General features: G+C 38.6%; 15 protein-coding genes. 3 read left to right on the top strand and 12 right to left on the bottom strand.

What is annotated here, in order from left to right:
* Window positions 1-13 precede the first annotated feature (13 nt).
* The 12 genes from SJY37_RS06395 to SJY37_RS06340 all read right to left on the bottom strand — a co-directional run bounded on the left by SJY37_RS06395 (window position 14) and on the right by SJY37_RS06340 (window position 13,106).
* Window positions 14-1,321 carry a peptidoglycan DD-metalloendopeptidase family protein gene (locus tag SJY37_RS06395; RefSeq protein WP_379952905.1) on the bottom strand — a complete coding sequence of 436 codons (1,308 nt, stop codon included), beginning with the start codon at window positions 1,319-1,321 and terminating at the stop codon, window positions 14-16.
* Entirely contained in the window at window positions 1,321-2,259 is a 939-nt protein-coding gene (locus SJY37_RS06390; RefSeq protein WP_298322627.1) for a tryptophan 2,3-dioxygenase family protein, read from the bottom strand. The genes SJY37_RS06395 and SJY37_RS06390 overlap by 1 nt, the downstream gene beginning before the upstream one ends.
* A 103-nt stretch (window positions 2,260-2,362) precedes the next feature.
* Window positions 2,363-3,181 (bottom strand): DUF3108 domain-containing protein, encoded by an 819-nt coding sequence (locus SJY37_RS06385; RefSeq protein WP_298322630.1) that lies wholly within the window; start codon window positions 3,179-3,181, stop codon window positions 2,363-2,365.
* A gap of 160 nt (window positions 3,182-3,341) precedes the next feature.
* Window positions 3,342-4,502: a 4-hydroxyphenylpyruvate dioxygenase gene (gene hppD / locus SJY37_RS06380; RefSeq protein ID WP_298322633.1), complete on the bottom strand. Its 1,161-nt coding sequence runs from the start codon at window positions 4,500-4,502 to the stop codon at window positions 3,342-3,344.
* Between the two features lie 119 nt (window positions 4,503-4,621).
* Window positions 4,622-5,095 (bottom strand): CCC motif membrane protein, encoded by a 474-nt coding sequence (locus tag SJY37_RS06375; protein ID WP_298322636.1) that lies wholly within the window; start codon window positions 5,093-5,095, stop codon window positions 4,622-4,624.
* Between the two features lie 8 nt (window positions 5,096-5,103).
* Window positions 5,104-6,264 (bottom strand): homogentisate 1,2-dioxygenase, encoded by a 1,161-nt coding sequence (locus tag SJY37_RS06370; RefSeq protein WP_298322639.1) that lies wholly within the window; start codon window positions 6,262-6,264, stop codon window positions 5,104-5,106.
* A 163-nt stretch (window positions 6,265-6,427) separates the two neighbouring features.
* Window positions 6,428-7,675, bottom strand: coding sequence for an FAD-binding oxidoreductase (locus SJY37_RS06365; RefSeq protein WP_298322642.1), 1,248 nt, complete (start codon window positions 7,673-7,675; stop codon window positions 6,428-6,430).
* Between the two features lie 21 nt (window positions 7,676-7,696).
* Window positions 7,697-8,701: a 4-hydroxyproline epimerase gene (locus SJY37_RS06360; RefSeq protein ID WP_298322645.1), complete on the bottom strand. Its 1,005-nt coding sequence runs from the start codon at window positions 8,699-8,701 to the stop codon at window positions 7,697-7,699.
* A 12-nt stretch (window positions 8,702-8,713) separates the two neighbouring features.
* Complete coding sequence (locus SJY37_RS06355; RefSeq protein WP_298322648.1) at window positions 8,714-10,426, bottom strand: DUF885 family protein; 1,713 nt, start codon at window positions 10,424-10,426, stop codon at window positions 8,714-8,716.
* A gap of 6 nt (window positions 10,427-10,432) precedes the next feature.
* Entirely contained in the window at window positions 10,433-11,929 is a 1,497-nt protein-coding gene (locus SJY37_RS06350; protein ID WP_298322651.1) for an aldehyde dehydrogenase (NADP(+)), read from the bottom strand.
* The gene (locus SJY37_RS06345) at window positions 11,926-12,192 is read right to left on the bottom strand and encodes a DUF1272 domain-containing protein (RefSeq protein ID WP_298322654.1); all 267 of its coding nucleotides are present in this window, start codon (window positions 12,190-12,192) and stop codon (window positions 11,926-11,928) included. The genes SJY37_RS06350 and SJY37_RS06345 overlap by 4 nt, the downstream gene beginning before the upstream one ends.
* Window positions 12,192-13,106, bottom strand: a complete 915-nt coding sequence (locus SJY37_RS06340) for a dihydrodipicolinate synthase family protein (protein WP_298322657.1) — start codon at window positions 13,104-13,106, stop codon at window positions 12,192-12,194. The genes SJY37_RS06345 and SJY37_RS06340 overlap by 1 nt, the downstream gene beginning before the upstream one ends.
* Window positions 13,107-13,239: 133 nt before the next feature.
* Here SJY37_RS06340 and SJY37_RS06335 point away from each other — a divergent pair, with 133 nt between their 5' ends.
* The 3 genes from SJY37_RS06335 (at window position 13,240) to SJY37_RS06325 (ending at window position 16,137) form a co-directional block, all read left to right on the top strand.
* Window positions 13,240-14,073, top strand: a complete 834-nt coding sequence (locus tag SJY37_RS06335; RefSeq protein ID WP_298322660.1) for an AraC family transcriptional regulator — start codon at window positions 13,240-13,242, stop codon at window positions 14,071-14,073.
* A gap of 99 nt (window positions 14,074-14,172) precedes the next feature.
* Entirely contained in the window at window positions 14,173-14,721 is a 549-nt protein-coding gene (locus tag SJY37_RS06330; RefSeq protein ID WP_013750379.1) for a response regulator, read from the top strand.
* 3 nt (window positions 14,722-14,724) lie between these two features.
* Entirely contained in the window at window positions 14,725-16,137 is a 1,413-nt protein-coding gene (locus tag SJY37_RS06325) for an ATP-binding protein (protein ID WP_298322662.1), read from the top strand.
* Window positions 16,138-16,139: the final 2 nt, after the last annotated feature.

Genomic DNA, 16,139 nt, shown 5'->3' with positions numbered 1-16,139 from the left:
AGGTTCTATAAGATTATTGTTGTTTTTCTTCTGTTTGCTGTTGTGCAAATTCCATTTCTGCTTCACTCATAAATGGAATATTATCTAATTGCAATCTGAGAGGCTTACGTATACTATCGTAAATAGGCTTGAGTAGCTCATCTAGCGGTTTTGATGCTGGAAGATCTTCTTTAAAAGGATCCACTTGTTTTCCATTTTTCCAAAAACGATAACACACGTGAGGTCCACCAGAATTTCCTGTCATCCCTATAGTTCCTATTACATCTCCTTGACGCACAGACTGACCTACTTTTACAGCTCTTTTTTGCATGTGTAGGTATTGCGTATCATAAGTAGCATTGTGGCGTATTTTTACATAATTACCGTTACCTCCACGTCGTTCAGATTTAGTCACCACCCCATCTGCAGTGGCAAGAATAGGAGTACCTATAGCTCCAGCAAAGTCTGTTCCCTTATGTGGTCGCAACTTATAACCATAGTACTTTATACGTCGCTTAAGATTATATCTAGATGAGATTCTATTGAACTTAAGTGGGCCTTTTAAGAATGCACGACGTAGGTTGTCACCATTTTCATCAAAGTAGTCAAAACCTCCAGCTAGTGAGTCATTTGCAAATCTAAATGCATAAATCTCACGTCCTGCATGTTCAAAAAGAACAGCTTTAATTTTACCTACTCCCGCAGGAATTGTATCATTTACAAAGCGTTCCTCATAAATTGCCTTGAAGCGGTCACCTTTTTGAAGTTTAAAGAAATCAATAGTCCACGCATAAATATCTGCCATTTTATAAGCAACATTCACACTTACGCCAAGATCATCAAAAGTAGAAGATAGATTGCTGTTTATTACTCCAGAGATTTCACGCTCATAAGTTGTTGTAGGATGTTTTCTTGCCGCAGCTTTTACATTTTCTTGAAAATCTACCACGACGTAATCTTCCCTATTTTGCTCATAAATAAATACCTGAGCAGCCTCTAGAGAATCTTTTGATTTAAGTAAGACATATGGCTTTCCTTTTCTAATTTTCCGAGTATCAAATACCGACACAACAGAGTCAGAAATCTCTTCTATAGTTGCATAATCTACATTTGCATCAAAAAGAATTTTTCCAAAACTATCTCCTGACTGCACAGTATCTCGCTCTACAATATAATCATCAAGCACGTAACCGTACTCTTTGACTACTTCTGGTGGCGCCGTATAAATAGCCTCATCACTTAAGGCATCAGTAGACTTATCTCCACAACTAGATATTAAAAAACTAAAAAAAACTAAAAGATATAGGTGGTTATATTTCACAAAAAGTAAGTTGTCATTCATTATACATCATGCCCCCAGTTTGCAAGCTCTTCTGCAGTCCAGACTTCTGGAAAGAAAATACGTCGCTGGTATTTAGGGTGCATATATTTTGTCCATTCGCTTCCGCCTGTTGCCTCTACCACTTTCTCACCATTATTTAAGTAGTGATTTGCAGCATGATAATGAGACATTACCCAAGTAACATTTACTGTGTAATCGTAGTGACGCATAGCATCACGTAACTTTTGATTCTCACGGACTTCTTGAGGTAAACTTTTAAAGCGGGCATACAAATTTATAGTATTATATTCTTTTGTAAACGCTACAAAGTCGTTTTTATACTTCTCTTCAAAGGCTGTGAGCAAATAAGATTTTTTACCAGTATGATAATTCTTGCCGGCGGCTTGCCAATATAGATGTTCTAACGCATGTTCGTAAGGAGTATTGCGGTCTATGCTTTCGCGAAAGCGATTATCTATAAGATTTATTAAATCTGTACTTGCAAACTCAATTTTTCTATACTGCGCACTTTGAAAACCACTAGCTGGAGTAAGGGTTTTTCTAAATTTCATGTACTGCTCGACATCCATTCCTTCTTGCATAATCGAGAAAGAACTTGTAAGCATATCAAAATACCTACTTATGCGCCCTAAACGAGAACTAAAAAAATCTACTGTAAGATTAGGATGGTGAGCTACTTGCTCAATCTCCCAAAGTACCATTTTAAATAGCAGCTCATTAACTTGATGGTACATGATAAACACATTTTCATCTGGCATGCTCGTGCGTGGCAACTGCAAACTTAATAATGCGTCTGTATGGATGTAGTCCCAGTAAGTGATAGGCTTACTTTGCAGTAATCCTTCAAGATGGTCATCAAGATCTTGATCTATCTTCTCATACTTATCATCAAGCTGATTGATGATTTTTTCTATGTCTGGTTGAATGGGCTTTTTCATGAGTAGTTATTGGACCGTAAATATTGAGCTTATCAAATACTTCATATTTGATAAACATCAACGCTGTGTTGCCTGATTTATTAAGTGGCAATTTACAAAATCCTTAATCAAACACGATCTCAAAAGGATGCTTAAGTCCTTTATAAGCGTCTAGATCTGCTTTAAGTGAGCCTACAGATAATTCTGCCTTAATACGAAGCGGTATTTTATTATCATCATCACTTACCCATATGGTAAGACTTTCTTTTTCTTGGAAAACACGACCAGACTGTACAAGTGGTCTAAAAACTAATGTCTTTACCTTCCCAAACTTCGTGCGAATCGTCTCTCTTTCCAAAAAACGCATTTTAAATGGATAATTTTCTCCATCAAAAAACATGGTGAGATTGACTTCATCACCTGCCTTTAGCCCGTCTGTAGTAAGATTATTACGCAAGTAATACATTGCAGAGACCATGTCCTGAATGCCTGGTTCTGTATCAATAGTGGTTTTCTTATCACGCTTTATATCGTTTATATGCGCTTTATGTGCCACTTGATCAAACTCTATGACTTTATTCTTAGTGTGACCACCCTCATCTATTTTACGAAGAAACTTATATGGCAAATCTGTCTTTTTATCTACCCAGCTTTCATAGTAATCTTCTACTCCGAAGGCCAGACCCACAATCCCCGTAGTCTCTCCAAAACCTTTTATATGATGTACTGGCTTTCCTTTATAGGTAGCATCTTTAATATCTATAGTAGCATAACCACCAGTAAGCAACCCGTAATGCACTCTAAATTTAAGCCATTCTCCCGCTTGATATGTATCCTTATGTTTCATCACACCATTACTTACTGGCGCCTGCATAAAGGCAGTACTCACAAGAAATACTATCATTATTAATAAGGCAGGTATGTATTTGTTATGTGACTTCATCTTAGGTCGTTATTTGGTTGTACAAAGCATGTAATACAATTGTTATTCCAAAAATAGAATAACAAAAAACTCCGTCCTATTTCTAAGACGAAGTTTTAGTTAAATAATTGTAATTGTGTAAATAACAGCTTTACGCTTTCGCGAAAGCGTACTTAAGAATTTATAAAGTTCCTCTCTGTGCCTGCTCTCTTTCTATAGACTCAAAGAGTGCCTTAAAGTTTCCTGCACCAAATCCTTTTGCTCCCATACGTTGTATGATTTCAAAAAATAGGGTTGGTCTGTCTTCTAATGGTTTTGTGAATATCTGAAGTAAATATCCATCCTCATCTGCATCTACAAGGATAGAAAGCTCTTGTAAACGTTCTATATCCTCCTTCATCACTTTCATATGCTCACCCAGTCTTTGTGGGATATCATCATAATATGTTTGTGGTGGTGGTGGTAAAAACTCGATACCACGAGCCTTAAGCTGCGCTACTGTTTTAATAATATCATCTGTTGCAAGAGCGAGGTGCTGTACACCAGATCCTTCATAAAAATCTAGATATTCTTCTATTTGGGATTTCTTTGCTGCCTCTGCTGGTTCGTTTATCGGGAATTTAATACGACCGTTCCCATTACTCATCACCTTACTCATAAGTGCCGAGTATTCTGTGTGAATTTGCTTATCATCAAAAGACAAGAAATTTACAAACCCCATCACCTCTTCATAAAATTTCACCCAAGTATTCATCTGGTTCCAGCCCACATTACCTACCATATGATCTACATATTTTAAACCTGTAGGCTCTGGATTATAATCTGATTCCCATTTTCTAAAACCTGGCAAAAACGCTCCTTTGTAGTTTTTACGTTCTACAAACATGTGTACCGTTTCCCCGTAGGTATAAATACCAGCGCGTACAGTCTCTCCATGTTCATCACTCTCTACAAATGGTTCGCAATATGATTTTGCACCACGTTTTGTGGTTTCTTCATAGGCACTTCTTGCATCTTCTACCCATAAAGCAACCACCTTTACACCATCACCATGCTTTACAATGTGATCGTTTATAGGTGACTTACTGTTAAGCGGTGTAGTAAGTACAATGCGTATTTTATCTTGCTTAAGCACATAACTTACCTCATCACGAGATCCAGTTTCAAGACCTTTGTAAGCATATGATTGAAAACCAAATGCCGTTTTATAAAAGTGTGCTGCTTGTTTTGCATTACCCACATAAAACTCCACATAGTCTGTCCCTAGAAGCGGAAGAAAATCCTGCGCTCCTTCAAATATTTTCTCTAATCCGTAGTCTACAGATTTTAAGTCTTTGCTCATAGTTGTTACTTTTCGGTGAAGTTAGTTTAAGCTATTACTTCACTATTAATACTAATTGATAAGTCTTCTGCCTAAGCAGATTGTTATGTTGTTTTTGTTACGCTTTCGCGAAAGCGTAATTAATCAATACTATCTCTTTCTGGAAATACCTCGTTTAAGAAAATAGAATCTGTACTTATAGAGTCTACTTCCTCCTCCATAAACATGTCGTCACTAAAATCATCTTCGTACTCCCAGTTGTTATCTGTACTGTATGCATCATTTGTAAGATCATCAAATGCTCCTGTCATACCAGCAACTCCTAAAAATGCAAGTGCTCCTATCACGATAAGTAAGAATAATCCATTTAAAATGATGGAAATAATATTAAGAACGCGTGCTATTGAAACGTTGCTCCTGCTAGACTCAGAAAACTCTTCTGGGTTTAAGCGATATAGTTTCATGCTCTTATTTGCCATCACAAGCCCTGCGATACTTAAGCCTAATGGAATGATTGCTGTAAATCCATAACAGCAGCAACCGGCAATACCTATCACTAGGCCAACGATTCCTAATATTAATGCAGACGGATCTGCAGGTAATTTATTTTGCATATTGATGTTTAGTGGTCTAGCCAGCTTTGATAATAACTCTCGTCTGCAATTGCCATGGCGTCTTTACAAACCATAAGTGGTTTAAAAGTATCTACCATCACTGCAAGCTCTTCTGTTCCCTCTTTTCCTATACTTTTCTCTGCAGTTCCTGGGTGCGGACCATGAGGAATACCTGCTGGGTGTAAAGAAATATGTCCCGCCTCTACATCTGTACGGCTCATAAAATCACCATCTACATAATACAACACCTCATCACTATCAATATTACTATGATTGTATGGCGCTGGAATACTAAGCGGGTGATAATCATACTTTCTAGGCACAAAACTACAGATCACAAAAGCATCTGTTTCAAATGTTTGGTGCACTGGTGGCGGCTGGTGAATGCGACCAGTTATAGGTTCAAAATCATGAATTGAGAATGCATATGGATAATTATATCCATCATATCCTACCACATCAAAAGGGTGTGAGGCATATACCATCTCAAAAATATCGTCTTGCTTTTTAACCTTGATTAGAAACTCTCCTTTCTCATCGTTAGTTTCTAGCTCATACGGCTGTCTTAAGTCACGCTCACAAAATGGAGAGTGCTCAAGCAGTTGACCAAAATAATTTCGGTAACGCTTAGGAGTATAAATAGGTCTGCGTGACTCTACTATAAAGAGTCTATTATCATCCGTGTCAAAATCCATCTTGTAGATAACCCCTCTAGGAATGAGTAAGTAATCTCCATATTTAAAATCAAGATTTCCTAAGTGTGTACGCAGTTTTCCAGTGCCTTTATGAACAAATATAAGTTCATCTGCATCTGTGTTTTTGTAAAAATAATCTTGTGTGCGTTCTTGAGGAGCTGCAAGTATGATGGTACAATCACTGTTAGTAAGTACGGCTTTCCTACTTTCTAAATAATCCTTTTCTGGCTTTATTTGAAAACCACGAAAACGATACGATTGCATGTTATTTTCCTTTGCAATTTCTGGTTTTACCGAGTATTGTTTGCGTATTTCCTTTACTTGCGTAGGTCTATGTACGTGATAGCTATTTGTGCTCATCCCGTCAAAACCTATGGTACCAAACAATTGTTCGGAATATAAGGAACCATCTGGTTTACGAAACTGAGTGTGACGCTTATGAGGGATATCTCCCAACTTATGATAAAAAGGCATTGTTGTGTTTTTAGATTGTCTTAAAGTTACTCAAAATCAAGTAAAGCAATCTATTCTGGGTTCCTCTTTATGAGGAAATTAAGAAGTATAGGTAAGTTTATCCAGCCTTGTGCGTTCATGAGCGTAAATATAGGGGATTTTTACCGTGTTGTAAAAATGGAATTTAGAAAGTTCTATCTGGATGAAACATAGCCATATCCATACTAGGTGTTACCTCATCTACAATTTCTTGCACTAGTTTACCTGTACTAGGACCTAACGTCCACCCCATCATCGCATGACCTGTTGCAATAGTGAGGTTTTTACATTTTGAGCTTTTACCTATATATGGAATTCCATCTGCAGATACTGGTCGCAAGCCACAGGCAGCACCAGCTTTTTCTTCTGCTGTAATATGCACTTCTGGAAAATACTTATTGACACCATCTGCAATAGAGTCTACTCGAGCCTTATTTATTGTATGATTGATTCCAGCGATCTCCATCGTTCCCGCAAAACGGGTAAATCCATTCATTGGAGTTATTGCCACTTTTGCTTCTGCAAGTATAGATGGATAGGTAATTCCTGTTTCTTTGGTGGTTTGGACACGATATCCTTTTCCAGCCTGAAGGAGTAGGTTGATGTTTAGCTTTCGCGAAAGCGTACTTGTCCAACTTCCAGCTGCCATCACAAACTCATCTGCTTTAAGAACTTCTTTGTCTGTCTTTACACTGGTGATTTTACCATTATTAATCTCTAAATCAATCACTTTCTCCTCTCCCCTAATGACAACGCCTTTAGATAAAAGATGCGCTTTCATTTCTTTCATAAATTCGCCAGGAGTACTGTGATGATCACACTCAAAATACGAGGCGCCAACTATATCAAGCGTAGCATCTGGCATCATCCTCTTAACATCTTGCGCAGAAATGGTTCTTGCACTTAGTCCTTCTTTTATTGCGATTTGTACAAGTTCGTCCTCGTGATGAAGTGTTTCTTCTGTCTGGCAAAGCATAAGCAAACCCTTTTTTTCTAAGTGAAAAGAAAATCCTTCTTCTTGCTTGATCTGATGATATAAATCACGGCCCAGCACCGCAATTTCTTTCATTACGGGAACAGCTCTATTTACGTGTTTCTGAGTACACGACTTATTAAAAGCTAGCGACCATTTTAAGAAATCTGCTTCAAGACGTGGCTTAATATACAGCGGACTCTTTTTATTAAATATCCACTTTATTCCTTGCCTCATGACTCCAGGAGCTGCCAGTGGTACGAGATGACTAGGAGACATATACCCAGCATTTACATAACTCGCGCCGCCATCCATTTTAGATTGATCTATTACCGTGACTTGATGTCCAGACTTTTGTAGAAAGTATGCACAACTTAATCCTATAATCCCTCCACCTATGATGATAATTTCTTTTGACATAAATACTTCTTTTACCCAATGCTATATTACAGAAAACCCGAATGCATAAGGATCTTCCTCATCTATGGTAATGGTATTATGTCCATATATTCTTGCCCATCCTTGGATACTGGGTACAATGGCATTTTGATTACCAATCATTGTTTCTTTTGTTACACGACCTATAAATTTTGAACCTATAAAACTCTCGTGAACAAAGGGCTCTCCTACTTGTAATTTCCCTTTTGCATATAATTGTGCGAGACGAGCCGAAGTTCCTGTACCACAAGGGCTGCGGTCAATTGCTTTATCTCCATAGAAAACTGCATTGCGCCCATCTGATGTTGCATTTATAGGGTTACCCGTCCATAACATATGAGTGACATCTCTTATGGTATCATTTTCTGGATGGATAAACTGATTAGGATATTGCTCATTAATACGCTCACGCACTACTTGGCTCATTTGTATAATCTGACCAGCCGTAAAATCATGCACGCCAGTAAAATTCTCTTGCGGATCTACAATTGCGTAATAATTGCCACCATAAGCTACATCAAACGAGATCTCGCCTAGACCTGGGCAATCAACAGTTAAATTTTCGGCAGCTAGAAAAGAGGCTACGTTTGTGAGACGTACCCAGTCAACTTTAGTTCCCGTTTGCTGATATTCAATTTCAACTAATCCTGCTGGGGCTTCCATTCTGATAATTCCAGGCACTTTGGGTGTGATGATCCCTTCTTCTATTGCAATTGTTATCGTCCCGATAGTTCCGTGACCACACATAGGCAGACATCCTGAAGTCTCTATAAAAAGAATAGAAAAATCATTTTCAGGATCATGCGGAGGAAACAAGATGCTCCCGCTCATCATATCATGACCGCGTGGTTCAAACATCAATCCTTTGCGTATCCAGTCATACTCTTTAAGAAAATGCTGTCGCTTCTCGCTCATAGTTGCTCCCTTTAGATCTGGCCCACCATGAGCGACGAGTCTTACGGGATTTCCGCAGGTGTGTGCGTCTATACAAGTAAAAGTGTGTTTCATATTAAATAGGTACTAACTATTTTTCTCAATCCAGTGTTTCACTCGTCTATCAAGAATAGCGAGTGTCACCGTTCCTTGCTCTAAGATGATCTCATGGAATTCTCTAATATCAAACTTAGCACCTAGCTCTTTTTCTGCTAGCGTTCTCAATTCTCTTATTTTGAGTTCGCCCATTTTATAAGCAAGCGCTTGTCCCGGCCAAGAAATATATCTATCGGTCTCCGTATTAATTTCATGTATGGAAAGCGCTGTGTTTTCAGACATATAATCTACCACTTGCTCCCTTGTCCAGCCTTTTGCGTGTAATCCAGTATCTACTACAAGTCTGCAAGCACGCCACATTTCATAAGTCAATTGTCCAAAACGTTCGTACGGTGTTGTATACATCCCCATTTCGGCAGCGAGGTATTCACAGTATAATCCCCAGCCCTCACCGTAAGCATTTACATACATGTTTCTTCTAAACTGAGGAATACTATCTCCCAGCTCTTGATTAAGCGATCCTTGTAAGTGATGCCCAGGCACCGCTTCATGCACCGTAAGTGATGGCAGCACATACACCGGGCGACTAGGCAAATCGTAGGTGTTTACCCAGTAGTATCCAGGATTTGTACTTCCCTTTGCACTACCTACATATCGCCCTGTCGTGTATTTAGGAGCAATAGCATCTGGTACTGGCGCCACTCCGTAAGGCTTACGAGGCAAGGTCTTAAAAAATCGAGGTAACTGTGCATCTGCTCTTTTTGCCATGTCACGAGCAATCATAAGCAGTTGCTCTGGAGAAGTGGCGTAAAACTGTTTATCTGTGCGCAAAAATTGTAAAAAGTCTGCAAAAGACCCATCGAAGTTTACTTCCTCAATAATTTTCTGCATTTCGGCTTTAATGCGCGCAACTTCAGCGAGTCCTTTATTATGCACCTCATCTGCAGTGATATCTAGGGTGGTGTAATAGTTTATTCTGTTTTGGTAATATGCTTTTCCATTTGGTGTTTCTGAAACTCCAAGTGTAGTGCGCGTTTTAGGGAGATATTCTGTTTCAAAAAATGTTTTGACCCTCTCAAAAGATGGAACAACCTGCTGTTCTATTGCACTTCTAGCAGCTACCAATAGCGAATCTCTTTGCACGCCCGCTATTGAACTTGGTAAGTTTAAAAATGGCTCATAATAGAAGCTGTCTTTATAATCGGCTACAATTTGTGAATCATACGTACTCTCATATCCATTAAAAATCACACGCGGCTGCGAGACACCTTTTTCTACTCCTTCTCTCAACAATGGCAAATATTGATCTACTACGTCTGGTAACGCTTTCAGCTTATTGAGGTATGAAACCGCTTGCTTATACGTACTTATGGGACGCACCATATAATTCCAACTACTGTGGAAACCCGAGTCTGATAACAGCGGGTTTAGATAACTTTCGTATGCATAGTAATCTACCGTTTCTTGATGCTTGAACTTGAGTAACTCTAGAGATATACGCTCTGTCTCAGACAATGTTTCTGATGATATAGCCTGTAGTTTTTTAAGTTGCGCTTTCGCGAAAGCGGACTCCTTTTCAAACCGTTCTTTTGAAAAAACACCCATAGGATGCTCATCTGCCAAATCATCTTGCCACTTGAACTCCTGACTATCTTCTATAATTTTCGCAAGCTGCGCCGAAGAATTCTGAGCGCAAACATTTATAGAAATACAGAAAACGAGCAGTATAATTATATGCTTCATAAGATATTATTTTAGATAATCTGGCAACAACGCCGAAGGAAAGTCTTGGAAACTAAAAGGCCTTACCCAACGCAAAATACTATGATTTCCTACCGCCGTAAAGCGACTATCTGTACTTGCTGGATATGGTCCTCCGTGTGTCATACCATCTTCTACCGCAACTCCTGTGGGAACTCCGTTATAAATGATGCGACCTACCTTGTCTTGTAAAGCTAGTGTAATATCTTGTAATGTGGCAACCTCTTCATCTTGAGCGATAAGAGTTGCCGTAAGCTGCCCTTCTAGATTTTTTATAATCGCTAATTGCTCTGCTTCATCTTTTGCAAGCACAACCATAGAAAAGGGGCCAAAAACTTCTTTGTGCAACTGAGAATTCTTTATAAAATCTCCTCCGCTTACTACCGCCAATGTGGGAGCTGCATGGTTTTCTTTACTGCTATCAGTACTCATCACAAAAGTAACTTCAGGTACTTTTGCCATTTCTTTCTCTCCGCTAGTAAATCCAGATTGTATACGTGGATGTAACATACACCCTTCATCTACCTTACTCAGGTTATTTGCTAGATCATTTACAAAAGCCTGAGATTCATCACTCGCGATTGTAATAATAAGTCCAGGATTTGTACAAAACTGCCCTACACCTTGAGTGATAGAACCTGCATATGTTTCGGCTATTTGAGAGCCTCTATTACTTAAAGCCTCCTGCGTTATAATCACAGGATTTATACTTCCCATCTCTGCAAAAACTGGAATAGGAGTATCTCTTTGTGCAGCGAGATTATACAGTGCACGACCACCGGTATGACTACCCGTAAATCCAACGGCTTTTATTACCGTGTGTTTTACGAGTTGCTCTCCTACATCAATACCTGCACTATTAAGATTAGAAAAAACACCCTCTGGCATTCCTGTTTTTTGTGCAGCTTTTATAATTGCTGTTGCCACCATCTCTCCCGTACCTGAATGCATAGGGTGTGACTTTACAATAACAGGACAACCGGCTGCAAGCGCACTAGCGGTATCACCACCAGCCGTAGAAAAAGCCAGCGGAAAATTACTTGCCCCAAAAACAACTACAGGCCCTATAGCAATCAATGCTTTTTTAAGTCCGCTGGTGTTACCAACTCCTATAGGATTACGCCACTTGTCTTGTGACACTAACTCTGCAAACATTCTAAGCTGCCCTAAGGTTCTGCCTAGCTCTCCTTGTGCCCTACCTTCTGGCAAACCACTCTCTTGCGTGTACATATCCGTAAGATCTGAGCCAAGAGCCTCTATCTCGTTTGCAATAGTATTTAAAAAGTTTGCGCGTTTACTTCCCTTTATTTGACTGTAGGAGTGAAAGGCTTTTTGAGCAAGCGCGCAAGCAGTATTTATTTCTTGTTGAGTAGCCTCGTAAAATGCGGTTGGATTTTCCTTATTTAGTTGAGGATTTATAGTTTTATAAGTCACGCTACCCGTGGCACTCTGTGTAAAACCTATTTGATTTTTTCCTGTAATCATAATGCTTTAATTTTTTGCTGATGCAATGCTACGTTTACTGGTTTATGCACTGTAATTGTAGATGCCGGATACTTTTGTAATAGATGCTCTGGTCGTATTGGTCTCTTCTCAAAACCACCTCCGCAGTTAGGACATACTTGTAATAATATATCATCTACACATTCTTTGCAAAAGGTACATTCAAAAGTGCATATCATTGCATCACTAGCATTATACGGCAATTGCTTATTGCAATGTTCACATGATGGTCTTATCTGTAACATTATAAGTTTTTATAGGCAGGTAAACTAGGTCTGCTAGCCAATCCACTTTTAATTACTTGTAAGACATGTTCTCTCTCATCTCCAGAAAGTGGCAGTCTAGGTTTACGCACATCTTCTGTCCCTATACCAGTATGGACTTCAGCAAGTTTTATGTTTTGTACCAGTTTAGGATTTATATCTAATTCTAGTAGTGGTAAGAACCAGCGATAAATCTCAATTGCTTCTTTAATTCTACCAGCCTTTTGTAGCTCGTATATTGCTACAGTCTCTGCTGGAAAAGCACATACTAAACCTGCGACCCAGCCATCTGCTCCCATCAACAATGACTCTAGCGCTAGAGTATCAACACCAGTCATTATTTTAAGTCTATCTCCAAAGTTATTTTTAATGCGTGTCACATTAGAAATGTCACGAGTACTTTCTTTTACAGCTTCAATATTATCCTGTTTTAACAAGGTCTCAAACATGTTGAGCGTGACCTCTATTTTATAATCTATAGGGTTATTATAAATCATAATAGGTAAGCTAGTACTACTGGCTACGTCTTGAAAATAAGTAACCACCTCTGCGTCTCCTGCATTATATCGCATAGGAGGAAGCATCATAAGGCCACTTGCTCCGTCTTCCTCAGCTTTGTGTGCAGCAGCGATGGCGCCTTTTGTAGACTGCTCGGCGATGTTTATCATAACCGGTACGCTACCTTTTACAAGTTTTACCGTCTCCGTAGTAAGTGTGCGCTTTTCATGATCTTCCAGAGTGCTCGCCTCCCCTAGCGTTCCACCTAGTACAATACCATGAACTCCCGCGTCAAGTTGGGCTTTGATGTTTACAGCAAACATGTCAAGATCTAGCTCGTCTTTTTTTGTGAATTTTGTCGTTACCGCAGGCATGACACCTTTCCATTCTATGCTCATAATGATGTTATTTTGGTCAAAGATAATGGCGCCATAAGCTTAAGATTAAATACTGTTTTATCCATCACTAATAGTATATTATCCAAATTAACGTGAGTAGCTATTTATTTAAAACAAAAAAGTACCTTTATGTATGCGTGTACTTCCTTTTAAAATTCCGAAGCCTAGCAATGCTGCTATTCTATTTCAAGTAGATCAAGGTGTATTATACAATGCACTCCATCATCATGAGGAAATCCAAATAAGCTACATTAAGAAAGGAACGGGAACTCTAGTGGCAGGAGATGCTGTTCATTCATTTTCGGCTGGAGAGGTAATTGTTTTAGGTAGCTTTCAGCCCCATGTATTTAATAGTGACACCGCAGATTGCTTGATGTATTCTGTGTTCTTTAGTGCAGCATCTTTTGGCGATATATTTTTACAACTAGAAGAAGGGAAAGGTATTGCAGATTTTAACGCTTTCGCGAAAGCGGGATTTAAAACATCCGTAACTCCTGAAATTGACTCTTTGTTCCAACATATAAACACGGCTCAAGGAATGCATAGACTAGGGCATTTTATAGACCTAATTACTGTCTTGAAAATCAAGAAAAGCATCTCGCTCTCGACATTTATCTATGAACGTCATATTTCTGAAAAAGATGGAAAACGCATGAGTGCAATCTTTGACTTTACACTAGCAAACTACAAGCAAGAGGTGCATTTAAATGATCTCGCATCACTCACATCTATGACGCCTCATAGCTTTTGCAAGTACTTTAAACAGCGCACAAACAAGTCATATTTTAGTTTTCTTACTGAAGTTCGCATTGCACATGCCTGCTCCTTACTAGAAGCTCAACAAGAAATTTCTATAGCAGATGTTGCAGATCGCTGCGGTTATAAGACCTTATCACATTTTAATAAAAACTTTAAGAAATTGATGAAAATCACTCCAAGCGCCTTTAGAGACAAGGATAGGACGTAATTATTTAAGTTTTTCTTTTCTTAGATTTTTATAAAAATGTTAAGAAAGCTACGATATAATATCTCATATCTTTACATAAACAACCTAGACTAACCAAAAATGATTGATACTCCACTACGCATACTTATTGTAGAAGACCTAGTATCTGATGCTTTTCTCGTACAAAAACAGATTAAACGCTTTTGTAACAATGTTGAGATCAGCATTTCAGACAAAGAGCTTTCACTCGCTGTGGCTCTCAAACAGTTTTTACCAGATATCGTGGTAAGTGACTTCAACCTTGAAGGATTTACTGGGTTTGACGTAATTAAACAAGTCAAGGAATTTAATAGTGAGATCCCAGTAATTATTATTACAGGAAACCTCAACAATGAAGAAAAAGCAGCAGAGCTTATCTTACAAGGGGCTTCTGGATTTTTCTTGAAAGAAAACCTTCAAAATTTACAACAAAAACTACAACCGCTTTTTGAGAAATTTATTTCAGAAAAGCAAGAGCTTATCACACGTTTAGAAAGACAACGTGAAAAAGATGCTAGAGAGCGCGAGCTTACAGATTACTTGCGTCATCATGACTTTGAAGCTTACGAGCACAAGGAAGCAATAGAATCACTTAAAGACAAAGTTCTCAAATTTTTATCCATAAAATAATCTATGGATACTACCGAATCTAAAAATATAGTCAGGTCACTTTACTTAAGTTTTTTTTCGACGCTTGCTGTAATTGTTTTAGTTACGCTCTTATATCTCGCGTCACAGTATTCTCAAAAATGGATTGTTCACGCAAATGAAACGACCACTCAAATACACAATGTATCTGAGACATTATTGAAAGCTGAGAGTATGCTGCGAGGGTATTTAATAAGTAAAGACCCTGAGTATCGCATTGACTACAAGGTTCAAATAGCAAAATTGAGAGGTGAGATAGATCAACTCGAAATAAAAACGCTTGAAAATCCTTCTCAACAAGAAAACTTAAGAAAGTTTGAGGCGCTAGTAAATGAGCGCATACTGGGCATGGATAATAATATGGAGAATTATGTGCTCCGTACTCCAGAAGAAAATAGAAAACGCACTGGAAGAACAGAAACCTTGCGCCTTATAGACGCTATTGATAACATGAGAGACATCATGCTTATTGAGGAAAATGCATTGCTTCTCGAGCGTAAATCGACATATGATACCATTTATGTTTTAAGTCTTATAGCATTATCTATAGCGCTGCTATTAATGCTATTTAATGTTTATGCTGTTAGAAAAAGGCTTATTCCACTATTTACAAAGCTTGCCGAAAACAATGATGCCCTTACCGAGTTAGTTCACTCACGAGATCAAGAAATTGCTCTCAAGGAAGCGCAAATGGAAATGAATGAAGATCTCATTCACCAGATGGAGGACAAGAACAAGCAGCTTAACCAATTTGCCTACATAGCTTCTCACGATTTGCAAGAACCTCTGCGCACCGTAGATAACTTTATTGCACTCTTTGAAGAAGATTATGGAGACAAATTAGACGGCGAGGCTGCAACTTATTTTGATTTTATAAAAGGCGCTACGGCACGTATGAAGAGCCTCATTACTGGCTTACTTAATTACAGTAGATTAGGCAGGTCTGGCACTCGCTCAAAAATTGATCTCAATAAACTTTTAAACGAGATTAATGTAGATCTAAGCACACGCATAGAAGAGAGTGAAGCGGTTATTACTAACGATACACTCCCTACCGTATCTGGCTATCCAGTAGAACTACGACAGCTTTTTGTAAACTTAATAACAAATGCCATCAAATTTACTCCGCCAGAGCGTTCTCCAAAGATTCATGTGAGTGTAAGTGACTCGAGACTATATTATACGTTTAAAGTTTCTGATAACGGATTAGGCATTAAGAAAGAGCACTTAGATAAGGTATTCAATATGTTTACACGCCTTCACAGTGCAAAGGAATATGAAGGGACAGGCATAGGTCTTGCCTTCTGTCAAAAAATTGTAGAATTACACAAGGGAAAAATAAGTGTTGCATCTACCGTAGGTGAAGGCAGCACGTTCACATTCACTTTAAAAAAATAATA

The organism is Dokdonia sp. R78006, from assembly GCF_042466145.1.
GTDB lineage: Bacteria > Bacteroidota > Bacteroidia > Flavobacteriales > Flavobacteriaceae > Dokdonia.
Note: the sequence above shows the minus strand (reverse complement) of the source record. Positions and strands in the feature narration are given on the sequence as shown.